The 20,298-nt window shown below is 46.3% G+C and carries 15 protein-coding genes; 8 read left to right on the top strand and 7 right to left on the bottom strand.

All coding sequences use genetic code 11. The features are described from left to right. The 5 genes from ABDW16_RS29555 to ABDW16_RS29535 all read right to left on the bottom strand — a co-directional run. Positions 1–316, bottom strand: a 316-nt coding sequence (locus ABDW16_RS29555; RefSeq protein WP_343674867.1) for a hypothetical protein, incomplete at its 3' end; no start/stop codon positions are given. After that, entirely contained in the window at positions 313–693 is a 381-nt protein-coding gene (locus tag ABDW16_RS29550) for an SRPBCC domain-containing protein (protein WP_343674865.1), read from the bottom strand. The genes ABDW16_RS29555 and ABDW16_RS29550, both read right to left, overlap by 4 nt. 9 nt (positions 694–702) lie before the next feature. Then, positions 703–1,368 (bottom strand): alpha/beta hydrolase-fold protein, encoded by a 666-nt coding sequence (locus ABDW16_RS29545; RefSeq protein ID WP_343674863.1) that lies wholly within the window; start codon positions 1,366–1,368, stop codon positions 703–705. An 84-nt stretch (positions 1,369–1,452) separates the two neighbouring features. Next, a complete protein-coding gene (locus ABDW16_RS29540; protein ID WP_343674862.1) occupies positions 1,453–3,756 on the bottom strand; it encodes a family 20 glycosylhydrolase in 2,304 nt (767 codons plus the stop codon). 146 nt (positions 3,757–3,902) lie between these two features. Continuing rightward, complete coding sequence (locus ABDW16_RS29535; protein ID WP_343674860.1) at positions 3,903–4,502, bottom strand: pseudouridine synthase; 600 nt, start codon at positions 4,500–4,502, stop codon at positions 3,903–3,905. Between the two features lie 78 nt (positions 4,503–4,580). On the opposite strand from ABDW16_RS29535, the gene ABDW16_RS29530 reads away from it, so the two are divergent. Both ABDW16_RS29530 and ABDW16_RS29525 read left to right on the top strand, forming a co-directional pair. Then, positions 4,581–6,983 (top strand): beta-L-arabinofuranosidase domain-containing protein, encoded by a 2,403-nt coding sequence (locus ABDW16_RS29530; protein ID WP_343674859.1) that lies wholly within the window; start codon positions 4,581–4,583, stop codon positions 6,981–6,983. Continuing rightward, positions 6,980–8,413, top strand: a complete 1,434-nt coding sequence (locus tag ABDW16_RS29525; RefSeq protein WP_343674858.1) for a hypothetical protein — start codon at positions 6,980–6,982, stop codon at positions 8,411–8,413. The genes ABDW16_RS29530 and ABDW16_RS29525 overlap by 4 nt, the downstream gene beginning before the upstream one ends. On the opposite strand, the gene ABDW16_RS29520 is transcribed toward ABDW16_RS29525, so the two are convergent. Continuing rightward, positions 8,410–8,781 (bottom strand): zinc ribbon domain-containing protein, encoded by a 372-nt coding sequence (locus ABDW16_RS29520; RefSeq protein ID WP_343674857.1) that lies wholly within the window; start codon positions 8,779–8,781, stop codon positions 8,410–8,412. The genes ABDW16_RS29525 and ABDW16_RS29520 overlap by 4 nt on opposite strands. Positions 8,782–8,826: 45 nt before the next feature. Then, positions 8,827–9,432 (bottom strand): sigma-70 family RNA polymerase sigma factor, encoded by a 606-nt coding sequence (locus tag ABDW16_RS29515; RefSeq protein WP_343674855.1) that lies wholly within the window; start codon positions 9,430–9,432, stop codon positions 8,827–8,829. Between the two features lie 121 nt (positions 9,433–9,553). On the opposite strand from ABDW16_RS29515, the gene ABDW16_RS29510 reads away from it, so the two are divergent. The 6 genes from ABDW16_RS29510 (at position 9,554) to ABDW16_RS29485 (ending at position 20,127) form a co-directional block, all read left to right on the top strand. Continuing rightward, complete coding sequence (locus tag ABDW16_RS29510) at positions 9,554–10,690, top strand: FecR domain-containing protein (protein ID WP_343674854.1); 1,137 nt, start codon at positions 9,554–9,556, stop codon at positions 10,688–10,690. 102 nt (positions 10,691–10,792) lie between these two features. Further along, positions 10,793–14,203, top strand: a complete 3,411-nt coding sequence (locus ABDW16_RS29505; protein ID WP_343674853.1) for a TonB-dependent receptor — start codon at positions 10,793–10,795, stop codon at positions 14,201–14,203. 11 nt (positions 14,204–14,214) lie between these two features. After that, positions 14,215–16,155: a RagB/SusD family nutrient uptake outer membrane protein gene (locus ABDW16_RS29500; protein ID WP_343674851.1), complete on the top strand. Its 1,941-nt coding sequence runs from the start codon at positions 14,215–14,217 to the stop codon at positions 16,153–16,155. Between the two features lie 21 nt (positions 16,156–16,176). Further along, positions 16,177–16,920, top strand: a complete 744-nt coding sequence (locus ABDW16_RS29495; protein WP_343674850.1) for a DUF3823 domain-containing protein — start codon at positions 16,177–16,179, stop codon at positions 16,918–16,920. 150 nt (positions 16,921–17,070) lie between these two features. Then, positions 17,071–19,194, top strand: coding sequence for a hypothetical protein (locus tag ABDW16_RS29490; RefSeq protein WP_343674849.1), 2,124 nt, complete (start codon positions 17,071–17,073; stop codon positions 19,192–19,194). Between the two features lie 120 nt (positions 19,195–19,314). Then, the gene (locus tag ABDW16_RS29485) at positions 19,315–20,127 is read left to right on the top strand and encodes an MBL fold metallo-hydrolase (RefSeq protein WP_343674847.1); all 813 of its coding nucleotides are present in this window, start codon (positions 19,315–19,317) and stop codon (positions 20,125–20,127) included. Positions 20,128–20,298: the final 171 nt, after the last annotated feature.

Below are 20,298 nucleotides of genomic sequence, written 5' to 3'. Positions count from 1 at the left end.
AATACAACAACAACTCTATCTCCGCCACTTTCGACCCCGTATACTTAATCTGCTTACTCATCCCCCTCAATATCTTCCGCAGATGCTTCTTTACATAGTAAATATTCGTCTTTGGCTGCGCGGCAAACGCCACATCCATCTCCAACTTTACCGCCGCTATATACCCCTGTAAATCCCCTTCCTCAAACAACAAATAAGACAGCAACTCCTTGTTATCATTCTTAAACTTCGCCAATCGTAAGCACACCTCTATCAGCCTCGCCGGGGGCAATGCCTGCAACTCCTTCTTTATTTCACTGATACCCGCTGGCTTCATGAATAGAAATCAATCAGTGCCCCAAAATAAGCCTCATTCCAGCCATTCACTATATCCTCAAAAGCCTCCTCAGGAATATTCGTATGCTTCAGCTCCACATCCGTCCCTTTTTTATGCGGATGCAGGATTATCGTCACAATTGAATCCTCCGGCTGATCCCCGAAATACCATTCCTGCACAATCTTCTTATCTTCTTCAAACTCGAGGTTCATTCCCGCAATACTATCTCCCCACAGGGAAAACTCCGTTCCTGCCTCAGCTTTCATCTCCGCCGGCTCGCCGGACCATAACTGGATGGTGTATTGATTGGTCAGGGCCTTGTACAACTCCTCAGGAGGTGCAGGCACCAGGTAGTGCTTTTTGTAATCCTTCATCATCCTGCAAAACTACTTTTTCTGTTGCAATAACCACTCGTACAGCTCAGGTTTCTCAAACAAATACTGGATCTCATGCCCCTTACCTTCCAGCCGGGTAAATTTCACATTTCCGCCACAGGCTTTCAAACTTTCCACTAACCGCACAGTTCCTCCAAAATCCACCATAGGATCGGCAGTTCCGTGAAAGGTCCAGACTGGTACATTTTTAATATTACAGATCATAGCAGAATCATCACACCCACCACACAAAGGCATAATGGCAGCAAACCGGTAAGGATAGGCCACCGCTGTTTGCCACACGCCATAGCCGCCCATGCTGATACCTGTGAGGTATACCCGGTTCGTATCAATACGGTATTTAGTTGTCAGGTCGCTATACAGGGAATCCAGCCAGTTGTCAGAAGACCAGAACTTTCCATCCGGGCATTGCGGTGCAGCGATAATAAAAGGAAATCGTCTGCCCTGGGAAATCAGATATGGATAACCATACACATTCAGTTTACTCAAATCATTCCCCCTTTGGCTGCCACCATGTAAATAAATCACTAAGGGATATTGGTGTTTTTTGTAATCTTCAGGCAGGTATAACTGGTACGGGTAATTGGCCTTAGGCTTCTGGGCTGAGCTGTTTTGTGCGACGAAAAACAGCAGGAAAAACAGGATATAACGCGTCATACACAAATGTAAAAAATAGGGCGGCCTTATGAGCCGCCCTATAAAAATTTTTATTTTGCTACCTGCTGGTACATGTCCTAAATTTTATTTCGCTACCTGCAGCCACTCATCCGGCAACCTTCCAATCCTGCCTCCATTCACCCTATATTCCAGCTTCAGGGTATACCCCCCGCCGCCTTCTACAAACTTCACCACAATCGGGTGCAATCCCTTTTGCAATGCAATCTGTCCGCTCTTCTGCAAAGGCGCATGCCAGCCATCATTATCCACCACCTTCTCACCATCTATATACAGGTTCGCACCATCATCCGCCGTCAGGAAAAAGCTATAAATCGCTGTCTCAGGCACATTGATAAAACCCGTCAGGGTAGCGCCAAATGGTTTGCCGCCATGCCCCATGCTATCAGGCATGATCACATTGTTTACATACCCGCTGCTATCCGGCTTATCTTTCAATGTTGTCACACTCCTGAATGCATCATTGAAATAATCCAGTTTCAACCCCTGCTGCAAGCCACTTACATCTGTAGGTTTGAAGAAAGTCTGTGGCTTATAGTTCAGGGTATAAATCTCACCATGTACACCATCGGGCTTAAATGCCGCTATACGCAGGGAGATCTTGCCCGGAATGATATAATCAGCTGGTAATTCAGGTGACTTCACGGTAGGTGCTGTGCCATCCGTTGTATAACGAATCTTCATCTCAGGAGAAGGTTTCGCAATTTCCAGCCGGGTCTTCCCTACAAATACGTTTTCTTCTGTAAACCCATCCAGGTCAGGCATACGATATTTTACCCGCATCTTGTCCAGGCGCTTGTACTGCGTCATCAGGCGCTGAGAGTACCCGTCAAAATCCTGCTTATGCGTCCACAATACTTCAGACAGCGCTGTCATACGTGGCATATACATAAAGTCTGCACGATTTTCAGAAGGAATCATCTCTGTCCAGATATTTGCCTGCGCGCCAATTATGAAACGGCCTTCCTGGGCAGTCAGCCCCTTTGGCACCGGTTCAAAATGGTACACATTAGAGATTGAGTTCCTGTCAGGAATACCGTCAAAATATAACGGATTACCCGGCGTCATAATCACGAAGTTGCCATTCTTTGCTGCATGTATAGGTGCTGAAGGTACCCAGCTTCTCCAATACATGACCATGGCTGTAGGGCTCACACCACCTTCCAGGATCTCGTCCCAGCCAATCAGTTTTTTACCTTTGGAGTTGAAGAATTGCTCCATTCTCTTCACGAAGTAACTCTGCAGTTCATCAACGTCTTTGATATTGTGTTCTTTCATGAACTCCTGTACGCCATCAAAGTGCTCCCAGGTAGACTTGTCCACTTCGTCTGCACCCAAATGAATGTATTGAGAAGGGAACAATGCCGCAATTTCAGTAAATACATTCTCCGCAAATTCGAAGGTAGATTCTTTACAAGGGCAGATCGGGGTGGAAAACAATTTACCCCATTTTACACCACCCTGGCAACTCAGGAAAGGATATTCCCTGATTGCCGCCATCATATGCCCCGGCATGTCGATTTCAGGGATGATTTCGACATGACGTGCCGCTGCATAAGCAATCAGGTCTTTCATCTGGGCCTGTGTATAGAAACCGCCATACAGGGTCTTGCCATCTTTGTGAATGATGTGTGAAGCATCGATCGCCATATCCGGGTTGGTTTTGGCTTTCTCCATACAGGCAGAATCCTGGTTGTTCCACTCACGCCATGCCCCTTTTTCAGTCAGCAATGGATATTTCTTAATTTCAATACGCCAGCCCTGATCATCGGTCAGGTGGAGATGAAACTTATTCATCTTGTACAAAGCCAGTACATTGATGAATTTTTTCAGATAGTCGATGGAGAAAAAGTGACGGGATACGTCCAGGTGCATACCGCGCCAGCCATATGCAGGGTGGTCGGTAATGTTTGCTGCAGGAATAGCCATCTTTGCCAGTTTGGTCGTGGTACCTTCTACAGCTACCGGCATCAGCTGACGCAGGGTCTGAATGGCACGGAACATACCGGTGGGTGTTTTTGCACCAATCTGAATTTGCTGCGTGCTGATCTGCAAGGTGTAATCTTCTTCGCCTTCCAGCTGACTGTCCTGTTTCAACACAATGGCACCCGCACCTGCCTGGGTGCCCGCAGGCAATGCCTGCCCCAATCCCTGTTTGATGAGCGCCTGTAACTGTGCCGCCTCATTGCTGAACACTTTTCCGGCCGGTACTACCAATTTCGTCTTCGTGGTAATGACAAATTCTCCTGCCTGTGGCACCAGCTGTTGCGGATAAGGAATGATTCCGTAACGGGATGGTGCTGCATCCTGGGCACGTGCTACATGAACGAGCAACAAAACACCCAGTGCCAGTGCACTTTTTTTAAACATAATTTACTTTTAAGCATGATAAGGAAGCCAGCAAAGTACCAAGAATAATGGCACCAAACTGATGCGATATTGCTAAATTATACAGTAATATTAGCGATATTCAGTAAATGGAAGAAAGCGCCCTTTTCCAGCAATGCCTGCTCTGGTTATACATCAACATTAGCGATATTCAGTAACCGGAAGAAAGTCTCCTCTTCCAACTCCCGTACCTGCCCCGGTTGCAGATCTCCCAGCACTAAATCTTCTATGGAAATACGGATGAGCCGCTTTGTCTGATGCCCTACGGCAGCGGTCATTTTTCGCACCTGGTGGAACTTTCCCTCCGTAAGCGTAATAGTGATCCAGGTCCTTGGCAGGTATTCCTTCAGGTCATGCGCCCTGGGGCCTATATTCGCCGGTTTTTCTACAATCTGCGCATCGCAGGGCGGGGTCACGTAATCCATCCCCCCTTTTATGCGGATATTGACGCCGGTACGGAGTTGTTCCAACGCCTCCGGACCCATAATTTTACTCACCATCACCAGGTAAGTACGCTTGTGGGGTATTTCACTTTCGAATAATAAACGGGTGACTTTTTTATTGGTAGTAAGAATAAGCAATCCTTCGGAATGGTTGTCGAGCCTGCCCACGGCATGAGTGCCTTCGGGAAAGTCGTAATCCAGTTCGCCTAAAAGATGTACTTTGTCAGGGCTAACGAACTGCGACACCATGTCGTAAGGTTTGTAAATAATGAAATAACGATCCATAAAATTCTGCTAATATACAGGCAAATCTGATTAATATCTATTTAACCCATTCCCGGGGGAAACCATAATTTCATCCCTATGAAGATAAAAACACTCATCATCGCAACGACTGGATTTTGTACCACCCTCCAGGCACAGGTGAAAAAAGATTATCCCATACAGCCTGTGGCTTTCACACAGGTACAGGTCTCCGACAATTTCTGGGCACCCAAGATCAGGGTCAATGCGGAAGTAACGATTCCCTACACCCTGGAACAATGCCGTAAAACAGGGCGCATCGACAATTTCAGACGCGCAGCCCATACTATTCCCGGCGATTCCATGACGGAATATACATTTGACGATACCGATCTATATAAAGTGATTGAAGGTGCTTCGTACGGTTTGCAGGTAAAAAAGAACCCTGCGCTGGAGCAGTACCTCGATTCCCTGATTGCAATTATTGGCGCGGCACAGGAGAAGGATGGTTATTTATATACCTTCCGTACGGTGCATGCTTCCCATCCCCATCCATGGATAGGAACGAAGAGATGGGAAATGGAGGAAGACCTGAGCCATGAACTATACAATGCCGGCCATCTCTACGAAGCTGCGGTAGCACATTACCAGGCTACGGGCAAAAAGACCTTACTAAATATCGCTATCAAAAATGCCAATTTATTAGTATCCACTTTCGGTTATGGCAAAGAAGAAAAATGGCCGGGGCACCAGATTGTAGAAACAGGCCTGACAAAATTATACCGTGTCACCGGCGATACTGCCTATCTGCACCTGGCTAAGTTCTTCCTGGATGTACGCGGACCCGGTTCTCCCTATAGTGGTGAATATAACCAGTCCTTTACAAAGGTGGTAGATCAGCACGAGGCAAAAGGACATGCGGTGAGAGCTACTTATATGTACACCGGTATGGCAGATGTAGCAGCACTTACAGGCGATCAGCAATACCTGCATGCCATTGATGATATCTGGAATGATGTGGTAGATAAGAAGCTCTACATCACCGGGGGTATTGGTGCGACCGGCAATGGCGAAGCTTTTGGGCAGGCATATGAACTGCCTAATATGAGTGCTTATGCAGAGACTTGTGCCGCTATCGCAAATGTATATTGGAACAGCAGGATGTTCCTGCTGCATGGCGATGCGAAATACATCGACGTGCTGGAACGTACGTTATACAATGGCTTATTATCTGGTGTATCTCTTTCAGGAGACCGGTTCTTTTATCCGAATCCACTGGCGTCTATGGGGCAGCATCAAAGAAGTGCGTGGTTTGGTTGTGCCTGTTGTATTTCAAATATGACCCGCTTTCTGCCCTCCATGCCGGGATACATCTACGCTCAGAACCAAAACAATCTCTATATAAATCTCTTTGCAGGTAATACTGCAAATATCAAATTACCTGTCAGCAATGTACAAATTACACAAGCCACCAATTACCCCTGGGAAGGACAGGTGGATATTGCTGTGACGCCCGCCAAAGCTGCGAACTTTGCACTGCATATCCGCATTCCTGAATGGGCGAAAGGCTCCCCTGTTCCGGGTAACTTATACTACGATGCAGATAGTGCCAGTCTGCCTAAACTGGCTATTTTGCTGAATGGTAAACCGGCCACCTACAAGATGGAAAAAGGTTATGCTGTCATTGTACGCACCTGGAAAGCCGGTGACAAAATAAGACTGGACTTCCCGATGAGCGTACAAAAGATTTTAGCCAACGACCAGGTAGCTGCTGATAAAAAACGCTTTGCACTGGAACGTGGCCCTATCATGTATTGCCTGGAAGGCCCGGACAATAAAGATGCCACTGTGCAAAATATTGTGGTAGATAAAAACGCTGTGATCTCCGCCGTATATAAACCAGACATGCTGAATGGTGTAACTGTATTACAGATGAACGGTAGTTCTTCCAGCCGCCAGCTGAACAGCGACCAGCTAATTACGTCTACGCAAACAGTAACAGCTATTCCCTATTACGCATGGGCAAACCGTGGCCCCAGTGAAATGGCAGTGTGGATTCCTTACGAAGCATCTGCTGCAAGGCCAAAACCTGCACCCACCATTGCATCTAAAGCAACAGTAAGTGCGAGTATCAAAAACAAACGCATGTACATGGCGCTGAATGATCAGTACGATCCGGTAGATGCGCATGACAACAGCGCACTCTATTTCCATTGGTGGCCCAAACAGGATACGCTGGAATGGGTACAGTACGACTTTGACCAGGCTTATACTATTTCAAGCTCTAAGGTATATTGGTATGATGACGGACCGTTTGGAGGATGTCGTATTCCTGTGTCCTGGAAGCTTTATTATAAAAAAGGTGAAGACTGGGTACCGGTGGTAAATAAAACGCCTTACGAGATAGCAAAGGATAAATACAATAGTGTAACTTTTGAACCTGTTACCACGACTGCCTTAAGGCTGGAAGTACAGTTGCCAAAAGACAATTCATCAGGTATTCACGAATGGAGTGTGCAATGACCAGACCCTTTACCTTACTAATAGCCTGTTTAGTCACCCAATTTTCATTTGCACAAAGCTGGCAGTATACCATCACCCTTTCTCCGGAAAGGGTGCATGTTTCTTTATCAGTAAAAGGTAATCACACTGACTCACTGGCATTCAAAATGCCCACCTGGACGCCGGGGTATTATCAGCACATTGCATTCCCTTCCCGTGTCAGCAATTTTAAAGCTTACAATGAAAAGGATACCCTACCCCGCAATGGCTGGACAATAAAAGCACCTGAAAATTTCACGCTTGAATACGATGTAAGAGCAGACTCTGATTTCGTAGCAGCGGTCTATGTAGACTCCCACCGCGCTACTTTAAACCTCACAGGTATTTGCATGTATGCCGATATCCATCAACCTGTATCCCTGAAAGTCATTACCCCCGCTGGCTGGTCTGCCGCCACCGGTATGGATAAAAAAGGTGATTATTTCCAGGCGCCCAATTTCGATATCCTCTATGACAGCCCCCTCCTTTGCGGGCACTTAGACAGCCTGCCTGCCTTCAAAGTACGTGGCATTCCCCATTACTTCGTCGGCTTAGGCTTTGCAGATTTCGACCGCACGGCATTCATCAATGACATGCAAAAGATCATCTCCATAGGCGTAAACATCATCGGTGATATTCCTTATAAACACTACACCTTCCTTGACATCGGCAATGGTCATGGTGGCATAGAACACCTGAACTCCACGACTGTTACCTTCACAGGTCAGCATATGGATAATCGGGAAACAAGGCTCCGGTATTACAGTTTCCTCGCCCACGAATACTTCCATCATTACAATGTAAAACGCATCCGCCCTATAGAACTCGGTCCTTTCGATTACCAAAACGGTAATAAAACAAAAATGCTTTGGGTAGCAGAAGGGCTCACTGTATATTACGAATACCTCATCGTACACCACGCTGGTCTGAGCACCGCCAGTGAATGCCTGCAACAATTCCGGTCCAGCCTCATGGCCTACGAAACCAAAACAGGTAAACTGCATCAGTCACTCACGCAAGCCAGCTGGGAAACCTGGGCAGAAGGCCCTTTTGGCGGGGATGGTATCTCCTATTATGACAAAGGCCCCTTAATCGGCCTCCTCCTCGACCTTCAAATCCGGCAGGCCACTCAAAATAAAAAAAGCCTCGACGATGTGATGCGTGGTCTGTACAAAAAGTACTACCAACAGCTGCACCGCGGGTACACCGAAACTGAATTTCAAAACATGTGTGAAGACATTGCCGGCATGAAACTGAACGACCTGTTCCAGTATACCAGCACAACAAAAGAAGTAGATTATAATAAATACCTGGCGTATGCAGGTTTAAGACTGGAACCGGGTACTTATGAATTTAAGACGATTGCACATCCGACCCCAATGCAGCAAACCATTTATCACAGCATCTTTTAATTCCCCTTTATAAAATTATCATACACGGAAAGAAACAACATACAAAAACCAACAAACAACAAAAGAGGACGCAATGATCTTCTCCCCACAAAAACCGCCAATACCAATGGGATACTCCAAAAGATCACATACGATGGTTTAATGATAAATTTAAAGGAGACCAGCTTCTCATAGTAAGCCACATCTTTACTAAAATAATCGTAGACCAGCCAGAACAAGCGGATACCCACCATCATACAAAAAGCAATTACCAGCCCCTGATCGCTCTGAATAAGATTCGTATCAACAGGGGCCTCTACCTGCCCGCCACAATAAGAACAGTACTTACTATCATCATGAATTTGGTTGCCACAATGTTTGCAATGCATAAGGATGAAAAATTAGGGATAATTACGAACATACAACATTCAGGGCTAAAACAAAAATACAGATATCAATTTCAACATCGTTCTCAAATGATGCAGCGCATAGGTAATCTGATTCTCAACTGTTCTTTTAGAAATACCCAACTTCCCCGCTATCTGGTCGTTAGACAAGTGCTCCTGCCGGCTCAATATAAACACCTCCCGGCACCGCTTTGGCAATGTCCTTACAAACTCCTCCACATTATCCTCCAGCTCCTGCCGCGACAACTGCTGATCCCCTTCATTCTGGCAGGCATAATTATCCAGCTGCCCAATATCTTCATTAAATGAAACAGGCTTTAGCTTCTCCTTTTTCAGGTATTTGTATACATGATACCGCCCCGCCGCCTTCAGGTACGCCGAAAATGAAAGTATTTCCAATTGTTCTCTTTTCAACCAGATATTCAGGAAAATGTCGTGGGTGATCTCTTTACTGATTTCCCTGTCTTTTAAGTGGAAAAATACAGTTGCATATACAGATTGCCAATGCTTCTTAAAGAAGTAAGAAAAGGCCGCCTGATCCCCCTTTAAAATGGACTCCCAAAGTTCATGGTCTGATAAATGGCCTAAGCACATGATAAATGGACATAACGTAGTGTGGAATAAAGGTAACATTTTGCCTGAGAATATTCATTTTTTTTCCAACACCCCCTACCTTCAAAAAATATTTTTCAAATTTATGTGTGTGAGGCCCAAAAAAGGTCTCCAGTTTATCAGATACCTATAAATCAAACAAATGAGTCCACGGGAATTCTTTTTGCTATACGAAAAACTGTTATCAGGCACCATCACTGCCGAAGAAAAACAGCAACTGCTGGAATACACCGACCAAATGGAAGCTGAAGAACACCCCTGGCAAGCTGAAATGGGTGACAAAGCCGATATAGAAAACGAAATTCACGCACTGCTCGAACAGGAAATCAGGCCCAAAAGGAAAACCAAAATCAGGACACTGACCGCTATCCTCACAGCAGCCGCAGCCGTAACTGGTCTCGTCATCTTCCTTTCATCCATCTATAAAAATAACTCAACCCTGCCGCCCGCAGCGCCTAAAACCCTTGCTTCCAACAAGGTGACGCCCGGCAGCAACAAGGCCATCCTGACCCTCGCCGACGGCTCCACCATCACACTGGACAGCGCAGGAGCAGGTTCCCTGACTACTAAAAACGGTGTAACAATCAGGCAGGTACAGAACGGCCTCATTGAATATAACGACAGAACAGGCAATAACGCCACCTCCTGGAGCACGATCTCCACCCCCACCGGCGGACAATACCAGATCGTACTCGAAGACGGCACTAAAGCATGGCTTAACGCTACATCATCCCTTCGATTCCCAACCACCTTCAGGAACAATGAAAGGACAGTGGAAATAAGCGGGGAAGTATATTTTGAAATTGCTAAAGACGAATCCAAACCATTTAAGGTAAACTTCAATGGCAACACCATCACGGTACTGGGTACTCACTTTAACGTCATGGCTTACAAAGACGAGGCGAAAAGTAAAGTTACCCTGCTGCAGGGCGCTGTTAAAGTGAACAACCACACCGGCGAACAATTACTTAAACCCGGTATGCAGGCGCAAATTACCGACTCTGTAAGTCAGATTACCACCTGCAAAGCAAACTTAGAAGAAGTCATTGCCTGGAAAAACGGCTACTTTACTTTTGACCATGAAAACATACAAAGCATTATGCGAAAACTGGCACGCTGGTATGACGTAAGGGTAAATTACCAAGGCGATATGAACGGAAAAATCTTTTCCGGCACTATTTCACGTTTTGATAATATTTCTGATGTACTCAGCATGATCGAACTCACCGGCACTATCCACTTCAGGATTCAGGGAAGGGAGCTGACGGTATTACCTTAACATAATCCTTTTTCAAATTGTTACAACCGGCGCAGACCCTGCTCCGGAACGGGAATCGTATTCCCCTGAAACAGACATTCATAAATTCCAAAACGTACATCTATGCGATGCTATCTACAATTTAAGAAGCCATGGCAATTCCACGTGCCATTGAAACTGCTACTCAAAACTTTTCTATTAGTCATGTTCACCGCCCTCCAGGTACACGGTAAGGCACAAAATGTAACCATATCGGAGCACAACGTGCCGCTTGAAAAACTCCTGATGGACCTGAAAGAACAAAGCGGTTACAATTTTCTCTACAACGCTCCCATGCTCGCCAGCGCCCGCCCGGTAAGCATTTCAGTGACCAACTCCCCGATCGATGAGGTGCTGCGCCTTTGCTTCAAAGACCAGCCGCTTGATTATACTATCAAACAGAAAACCATCATCATCAGGCAGAAAGATAAACCTGTTACGCCGCCCGCTCCTCCTGCCGATATCACCATCAGCGGTAGAGTTACCAACGATGCCAACGAGGCATTGCCCGGCGTAAGCATCGGTATCAAAGGCACTTCGAGAGGTACTACCTCCGATGCCAATGGTAACTTTGTACTCCATGTACGCAGCGAAAACGATACCCTGGTCTTTACCTTCATCGGCTTCACCGCCAGAGAAGTTGTGGTAGGCAACCGTACCCGTATCGATATTAAATTATCTGCTGAAAACAAATCCCTGGGGGAAGTGGTAGTGGTAGGTTACGGTCAGCAAACAAAGGCCACCGTAACCGGTGCGGTAGCTGCCATTAAAAGCGCAGACATCGTCCGCACCAAGAACGAAAACGTAACCAATATGCTGACTGGTAAACTGGCCGGCGTACGTATCGTTCAGAAATCTTCAGAACCCGGTACCTTCAACAATACCTTCGATATTCGTGGTATGGGCGATGCGCTGATCATCATCGACGGTATCCCACGCGATAACATGGCCCGTCTGAACCCGGACGATGTGGAAAGCATCTCCGTACTGAAAGATGCGTCTGCAGCCGTATACGGGGTACGCGCTGCAAACGGCGTGGTACTGATCACTACCAAAAAAGGAAAGGCAGGTACCAACGTCATCAACTACAATGCTAACTTCGGTATCCAGACACCCATCGGTTCTCCAAAGAGCACCAGCGCGGCTGACTGGATGACCCTCGCCAACGAGAAGTCCATGCATAACCAAAACGGTGGCACACTCCGCTACTCTCTCGACGAAGTAGAAGCCTACCGCAACGGTACCAAACAAGGTACTGACTGGTACAAAGCCGTGATCAGATCTTCTGCTCCTATGTCTCAGCACAACCTGAGCACCAGCGGCGGTTCCGACAGGGTGCAGTACTATGCATCCCTGGGCTACCTGTCACAGGAATCTTTCCTGCGTAGTAACAGCAACAGCTACAAACGTTACAACTTACGTTCTAATGTAACCGGCAGAATCACAGATCGCCTGAAAGCTGACTTCCAGCTGAACGGTGTGTTCGACGAGTCTAACAAAAACTACGAACAAACTGACTGGATCATCCGCTCCATGGAACGATCTGCCGCCATTCAACCCATCTACGCCAATAACAACCATGACTACCTGCAGGTAGGCTCCGTAGATGGTTCCAACCCTGTAGCCATGGCCGATGCCAACCAGTCCGGCTATAGAAAGTATGGTAACAAATGGTTCCAGTCCAACGTAAGCCTGGAATACGATGTACCAGGTATCACAGGGCTGCGTGCAAAAGGTATGTTCGGCTATGACTACCAGTTGCTCGACAACAAGATCTACAAAAAACAATACAACCTTTACAACTACGACGACGCGACTGAAACATATAATCCTACTACCAACCAGAGTCCCAGCAACATTCGCAGGGAATTCTATACCAAACAGTCCATCCTCACACAGTTCTCCCTGAACTACCTGCGTACTTTCAATGAAGTGCACAATGTGAACATCCTCGCACTGGTAGAAGGTCAGCACCGCCAGGGAGATAACATCTTTGCAGCGCGCGACCTGTCCCTGTTGCTGGATCAGCTCTCCGCAGGTAACAGTGACAACCAGCAGGGTAGCATGTCTACCGGTAGTGGTGATCTGTATGACTATGCAAACATCGGTTACGTAGGTAAAGCCAACTATAACTACAAAGGCAAGTACCTCGCAGAGTTCGATTTCCGTTACGATGGTTCTTCCCGTTTCGACGCGTCTCACCGCTGGGGCTTCTTCCCTTCCGGTTCCGTGGGCTGGCGCTTCACTGATGAAAACTTCTGGAAAAACCTGAATGTAAAATTCATCGACAACGCAAAGTTCCGTGCTTCTTACGGTGTACTGGGCGATGACAACGCGTCTACCTATCAATACCTGAATGGCTATACCTACCCTGCCAGTGGTGATTACAACAACCTGCCCGGTGGTTCTGTATTCGATGGCACATTTGTAAACAGCTCTGTTAGTACCGGTATCGCAAATAAAAATATTACATGGTATACTGCTAAAACGTTTGATGTTGGTCTGGACCTCACTACCAAAAACGGCATGTTTGGTTTGATCGTAGACTACTTCCAGCGTAAACGCAGTGGCCTGCTCGCAACCCGTAGTGTAAGTCTGCCATCTGTAGTAGGCGCCGCACTGCCACAGGAAAACCTGAATGGCGATATGACCCGTGGTATCGATATCGAAGTTACCCACCACTACAAGATCGGTGAAGTGAGCTACAATGTAAGGGGTACCTTTGGTTTCACCCGCACACAGTACACCTACCAGGAATCCGGTAAATACGGTAACAACTACAACGAGTGGAGAAGCAATAACAACAACCGTTACTCTGATATGGTATGGGGCTTCAAAGGCATTGGCCAGTTCCAGAGCTACGAAGAAATTGCAAACAGCAAAGTTAAATACGACCAGGGTACACTGCCCGGCGATTACAAATACGAAGATACCAATGGTGACGGTATCATCTCTGACCTTGACTTACAGCCTATCAGCTACAGCGGCAGACCGATGTTCACTTATGGTCTGACACTGGATGCCAGCTGGAAAGGATTTGACCTGGCCATGTTGTTCCAGGGAGCTGCCAAGGTGTATGTAAATTATGTAGAAATATTAGCTGAGCCTATTTGGGGATCAAATTATTCAAATGCACTCGAAATGTTTATGGACAGATGGCATCCGGCTGATCCAACAGCCAACCCTTACGATCCAAATACTAAATGGGTGAAAGGGAAATATGCTTACACAGGTACAGTGGCTCGCGGTAACTCTACATTCTCTTACTTCAATGCCAGCTACCTGCGCCTTAAAACGGTAGAGTTAGGCTACACCTTACCAGTATCCCTGCTCAAACGCGTAGGTATCAAAGGGGCAAGAGTGTATTGCAATATCTACAATGCCCATACCTGGTCAAGCATGAAATTCATTGATCCGGAACATCCTAATGATAGCTACGGTAACGTGTATCCACTGAACCGTACCTACAATATGGGCTTCACCATCAATCTTTAATTCTTGTGATTATGAAAAAGTTTAAATATATACTACCATTCATACTGGGTTTTTCGCTCTTTTCCTGTACAAAACTGGATATATCACCTACCAATATTATCCAGGACAATGATATCTTCGGTTCAGAAGCAGGTATCAACTCTTATATAGCAAGGATCTACAGCGAAATGCCGATAGAAGATTTCCGTTACAGTCCGAACTATCTGTTCAATCACTTCTGGGTACTGCAGGTACCCGCTACCATGTCTGGCGAAGCCCTGTGCCGCGAAGTAGGTGGCGCCAAGAACGAGTCTACTTCTACAGACTATGGCGATACCTGGAGTGACCTTTACACCGTGATCCGGGAATGTAACTACTTCCTGGAGAATATTAAGAACTACCAGAGCAGGTATAATGAAGCTACTGTAAACAAGTACAAAGGCGAAGCCTACTTTGTACGTGCCTTCACTTACTATGCCCTGGTAAAACGCTATGGTGGCGTACCTTTGGTAACACGCGTGCTGAACTATCCATCAGAATCCATCTCTGATGTAGACATTGCCCGTTCTTCAGAAGAAGATACCTGGAAGCTGGTAGCTGCAGACTACGACAGTGCCATTTCATTATTGCCAACTACCAACCAGGTAGGTCGTGCCAATAAATATGCCGCTTATGCCATGAAAGCAAGAGCAATGGTACATGCAGGCTCTATTGCAAAATATAATACCAACTCTTATATCGTAGGCGGTATCCGCCTCTGTGGGGTGAGTGCAGACCTGGCCAAAGAGTATTACACACAGGCTTACAATGCAGCACTGGCCGTAGATGCAGGCGGTTACTCCCTGTACATGAATGAATGGGCGGCAGGTGATAAAACCGCACAGTATAACAACTACAAAAATCTCTTTTCCAAAGCCAGCAGTTCAGAAGCCATCTTCGTAAAACAATATAGCTATCCTGAATCAGTACACGGTTACGATGCGTACAATGTACCGGCGCAATACAAAGGTGCAAATGGTTATTCTTCAGAAACCAATCCTACCCTGAACTTCGTGGAAATGTTCGATGGCATTCCTAAAGATGCAAACGGACATGTGGATGTATACAACAGCGATGGTACTTACAAATTGTATGACAGCACCATGCAGTTCTTTGCAGATGCAGAGCCTCGCCTGAGAGCGACAGTGATATTGCCGAACGATCAGTTCAAAGGTACCGCCTGCCAGATATGGAGAGGTATCTACACAGGTAGCTCCACCTCCTCCATTGCCCGCCTCATTCCAGAGGGCAGCACGACTAAGTATGAAAACTCATCCAGCGCCTCTTTGTTAGTAACATCTTCCAGCGGTAGTCAAACGGCTTATACACTGCATGATGGTACCAAGATGAATCCTGCAGGTGCAGCGGGTGTATTTTATGGAGATAACACCTGTGCAATGTCCGGCTTCACTATCCGCAAATGGTTGAATGAAGGCATGGCACAGGAAGAAGTACTGGAAAACAGGTCTGCACAACCGTGGATTGAAATGCGCTATGCAGAGGTATTATTAATCCGTGCAGAAGCAGCGGCTGAACTGGCATCCCTGGGTACACCTGACTACCTGAATGATGCATATACCAGCATAGACAAGATCAGAACCCGTGCAGGTGCAGAGTTATTGTCAGGTCTGGAAAAGGCATCTACAGATGCATTCATCAGTGCAGTACGCAAAGAACGCCGTAAAGAACTGGCCTTCGAAAACAAAGTATGGTGGGATTTAAAACGGTGGCGAGTGATTGCAGCAGAACAGTCCAATACCCGCTGGCGGGTGCTGATGCCATTCTATGCTGACAATGCAGGCAAATGGTTCTTCGATGCGCGGTATGATGAAAGAGGAAATACATTCACTTTCGATACCCGCTGGTATTACCAGGAACTGCCAGGGGCAGCAATTACAACCAGTACTAAGGTGGTGCAGAATTCAGGCTATTAATACACTAAAACTTTGACGACGATGAAAATTCAATATATAGTTTTGGCGCTGGGACTATTTTGTTCCTGCACGAAATATGATAATAAGGATAAGCCTTCCATGGTATTGAAAGGTTTGATCACGGACTCGATCACAGGCCAGGGGCTGCAAACCCAGGTGGGTGATAATGGCGTGCGGTTCAGGATGCTGGACCTGGGTTACTCTGCGAGTCCGACAGCATGGTATTTTACCGTGCAGCAGGATGGTACATACGAGTGTTCTATTATTCCTGCGGGCAAATATAATGTGACCCCTCTCGGGCCTTTCGTCCCTCTTGTACAGACCGACTCCAATGGGGACACTACGAAAAATGCGAGTGTGACGATTGATATAAATGGTACGATAACGCAGAATTTTACAGTAGTGCCTTTCCTTGAACTGGAATGGGTGGGAGATCCGGTGGTGAATGCGGATAATACCATTACAGTACAGTTCAAGGTTTCCCGGGGTACCACGCTGCCGGCGTACCAGCAGGATCTGGGGAATATTTACCTGTTTGTAAATTCTTCCAGTTATAATGTGGGTGATAATAATTATGATTCACGTTATACAGTGTCTGTGAGCAATCCGACTTCAAAGTTGGGGCAGACGATTACGGTAACGACGCCGGTGTTGCCTTATTCAAATGCGACATATTACCTGCGTGCGGGTGCGCGTATTAATTATAGTGTAGAGGGGGTGAACAGGTATAACTATAATGAACCGATAGCGGTGAAAGTACCGTAAGGTTCCCTTTGTGCGGATTCCACTTTTTAATGGCGACTGTGTTTGCTGTCTACAAGGCCACAGCCCATCAATCCAGGTTTGTTGCCGGCTATTGGAGGTTTTTCCTTTAGCCGGCGCAGACCCTTCAATTACAGGTCTCAACTTTTAATCATGAAGAAACCATTGCTTCTACTCTCCAGCCTTTGCCTTTCCCTATTGGCAAACGCCCAAAAAGGAGAAAAAACAGCCTTTCAGACCAGCAGTCCATGGCGGCCTGAAATAGACGTAAGATCGGACATCGCCATCGTATATGGCGCCGGCGACAGACATAACATGACCTTTGAACAACGGGTAAAATCATGGCGTGACCACGGGTACACCGTTCAATTCATGACAGGCATCGCCTGGGGATCTTACGATGATTACTTCCTTGGCAAATGGGATGGGAAAAACCATCTCGGTATTGGTCAGGTCATGCAGAATGGAGATACCATCTGGCATGGGCATAACATTCCCTATGTAGTACCGGAAAGCTCTTTTATTGATTACATGAAACGCGGTGTGGTCAAAAAGGTCATCGATGCGGGCATCACCGCCATCTACCTGGAAGAACCAGAATTCTGGGCACGTGCCGGCTATAGCCAGGTCTTCAAAGACGAATGGCAAAGTTATTACGGCTTTCCATGGCGGCCACAGCACGAGTCTCCGGAAAATACCTATTTGTCAAGTAAACTAAAATATCATTTATATTATAACGCGATTAAGGAAGTCTCTTCTTACGCTAAGGCCTATGGCAAAACAAAAGGCCTGAATGTGAAGGTATACATTCCCACGCACTCATTAGTCAATTACTCTTCCTGGAAGATCGTAAGCCCTGAAGCAAGTCTGGCGTCATTACCCGGCATTGACGGGTACATTGCACAGGTATGGACAGGTACCTCACGTGAACCCACTTTCTTTAATGGCGTAGAGAAAGAGCGGGTATTTGAAAATGCTTTTTTAGAATATGGCTCAGTTATTTCAATGACAGCACCTACCAACAGGAAGGTGTTCTTATTGACAGACCCCATCGAAGACTGGCCGCGTGACTGGAGTGATTACAAACGTAATTACCAGGCCACCTTTACAGCAAAGATCCTCTACCCGATGGTTGCTGATTACGAAGTGATGCCATGGCCGGAGCGTATCTATACCAGACCTTACAAGGTAGCGAATAGTGACAGCATGGTATTGATTCCTAAATACTATTCTACACAAATGCAGGTGATGGTCAATGCGCTGAATGATATGCCGCGCTCTGCCAATCGGGTGACTGGTGTAAATGGTATTGGCGTGCTGATGGGCAATTCCCTGATGTTCCAGCGTTTTCCTACACATAACGGCTTTGAAGATCCACAGTTTAGTAACTTCTATGGCCAGACATTACCCTTGCTGAAATTAGGGATACCCGTGCAAACGGTGCATATGGAAAACCTGTCTTTTGCTGCCAGCCTGAAAGATATTAAGGTGTTGGTGATGAGTTATTCCAATATGAAACCCATGAGTGCCGATGTACATAAATATATTGCTGAATGGGTAAAGAAGGGCGGTACACTGGTGTATTGTTCAAAAGATGATGATCCATACCAGTCAGTGATGGAGTGGTGGAATACGAAGGGGAATCACTATAAAACGCCTTCGGCGCATTTGTTTGGTTTGTTGGGGATTAAAGGGGATGCAGGTAAATCAAATGTTGGAAAAGGAAAGGTATATATCATAAAGGAGGATCCGAAAAACTTTGTGATGCAGGCGAATGGGGCGGATAATTATGTAGCTACGGTAAAAGAAGCCTTTGGTGGCAACTTACCCGTTAAAAATAACCTTTACCTGGAACGTGGTCCATACGATATTGTAGCTGTGATGGATGAGGTGGCAGATAAAACCCCTTATGTGATCAATGGACCTGTAATAGATCTTTTCGATCCTGCGTTACCAGTGTTGTCTCAGAAAACGGTAGAACCCGGCTCCCAGGCTTTCCTGTATAATGTAAATAGAGTGGCAGATAAGTCTAAACCAAAGGTATTGGCAGCTGCAGCAAGGATTTATGATGAGGTGGTGACAGCCCACAGTTATAGTTTCACGGCAAAGAGTCCCGTGAACACCATTAATGCAATGCGGGTGTTGCTGCCTGCGGCGCCTAAGGATGTGGTGATAGCTGGAAAGGATGTGACCCGGTCATGGGATGAAAGTTCTCATACCCTTTACCTTGGGTTTGATAATAGTCCGGATGGGGTAAAGGTGAATATTAAATGGTAGATGAGCAGTCCGCCAAATACCCGCTCCACGAAGGGTGTCTCTTTTTTGGGGCACCCTTTAATTTTTATTCTCCTTCAAAAAGCTAACATTTTTAGCAATTATTATTTACTTTGCGGCCTCATGTCACTTTACATCACATCACTTAATTCTGGTAGCAATGGAAATTGCTATTATGTAGGCAACGACCAGGAAGCCATTATGGTGGATGCCGGGCTCTCCTGCAGGGAGACTGAGCGGCGTATGCAGCGGTTGGGATTGAGTATGAAGAAGGTAAAGGCGCTTTTTATCTCTCACGAGCATACGGATCATATCAAAGGGATCACGATTCTTTCCAAAAAGTACAACCTACCTGTTTATATTACCCCGGCTACCCAACGTAGTGGTAACTTACCTTTGCAGGAGCAGCAGGTGATCCCTTTTTTGCCATATTCTCCCATCCAGATCGGCGGACTGAGCGTCACGGCATTTCCAAAATTCCATGATGCGGTGGAGCCACATTCTTTTATCATCTCTGGCAATGACATTAATATTGGTGTGTTTACTGATATAGGGGCTCCCTGCGAGCATTTAATAAAACATTTCCAGATTTGTCATGCGGCGTTCCTGGAGGCGAATTATGATGAGGTGATGTTGGAGAATGGAAGGTATCCTTTTCATTTAAAGAAGAGGATACGGGGTGGGCATGGGCATTTGTCGAATAAACAGGCGTTGGAGGTTTTTATAAAGCACCGGCCTCCGTTTATGACGCATTTGTTTCTTTCTCATTTATCTAAGGATAATAATGATCCGGAGGTGGTGTTGGAGTTGTTCCGGCCTCATGCCGGGGATATGCATGTAGCGGTGGCTTCCAGGTACCAGGAAACGCCGGTATATAATATAACTAATAATGGGAAGACGCTGCCGGTTACGTATACACAGTTGAGTATGTTTTAGTTATATGAATTGTTAGGATTGCTTAACCGATAAAAAGGCTTTTTCGGGCTATCACAGGTCATTCGTCTCCCAGGGGCGCCAGCCCAATAAAAAAGCCCTCTTCCTTGCTATCGCAGGCCATTTCCCTACACGAATCCTTTATTCCCCAGGGGCGCCAGCCCAATAAATAAG

It is taken from the genome of Chitinophaga sp. (genome assembly GCF_039596135.1).
Classification (GTDB): Bacteria; Bacteroidota; Bacteroidia; order Chitinophagales; family Chitinophagaceae; genus Chitinophaga.
Note: the sequence above shows the minus strand (reverse complement) of the source record. Positions and strands in the feature narration are given on the sequence as shown.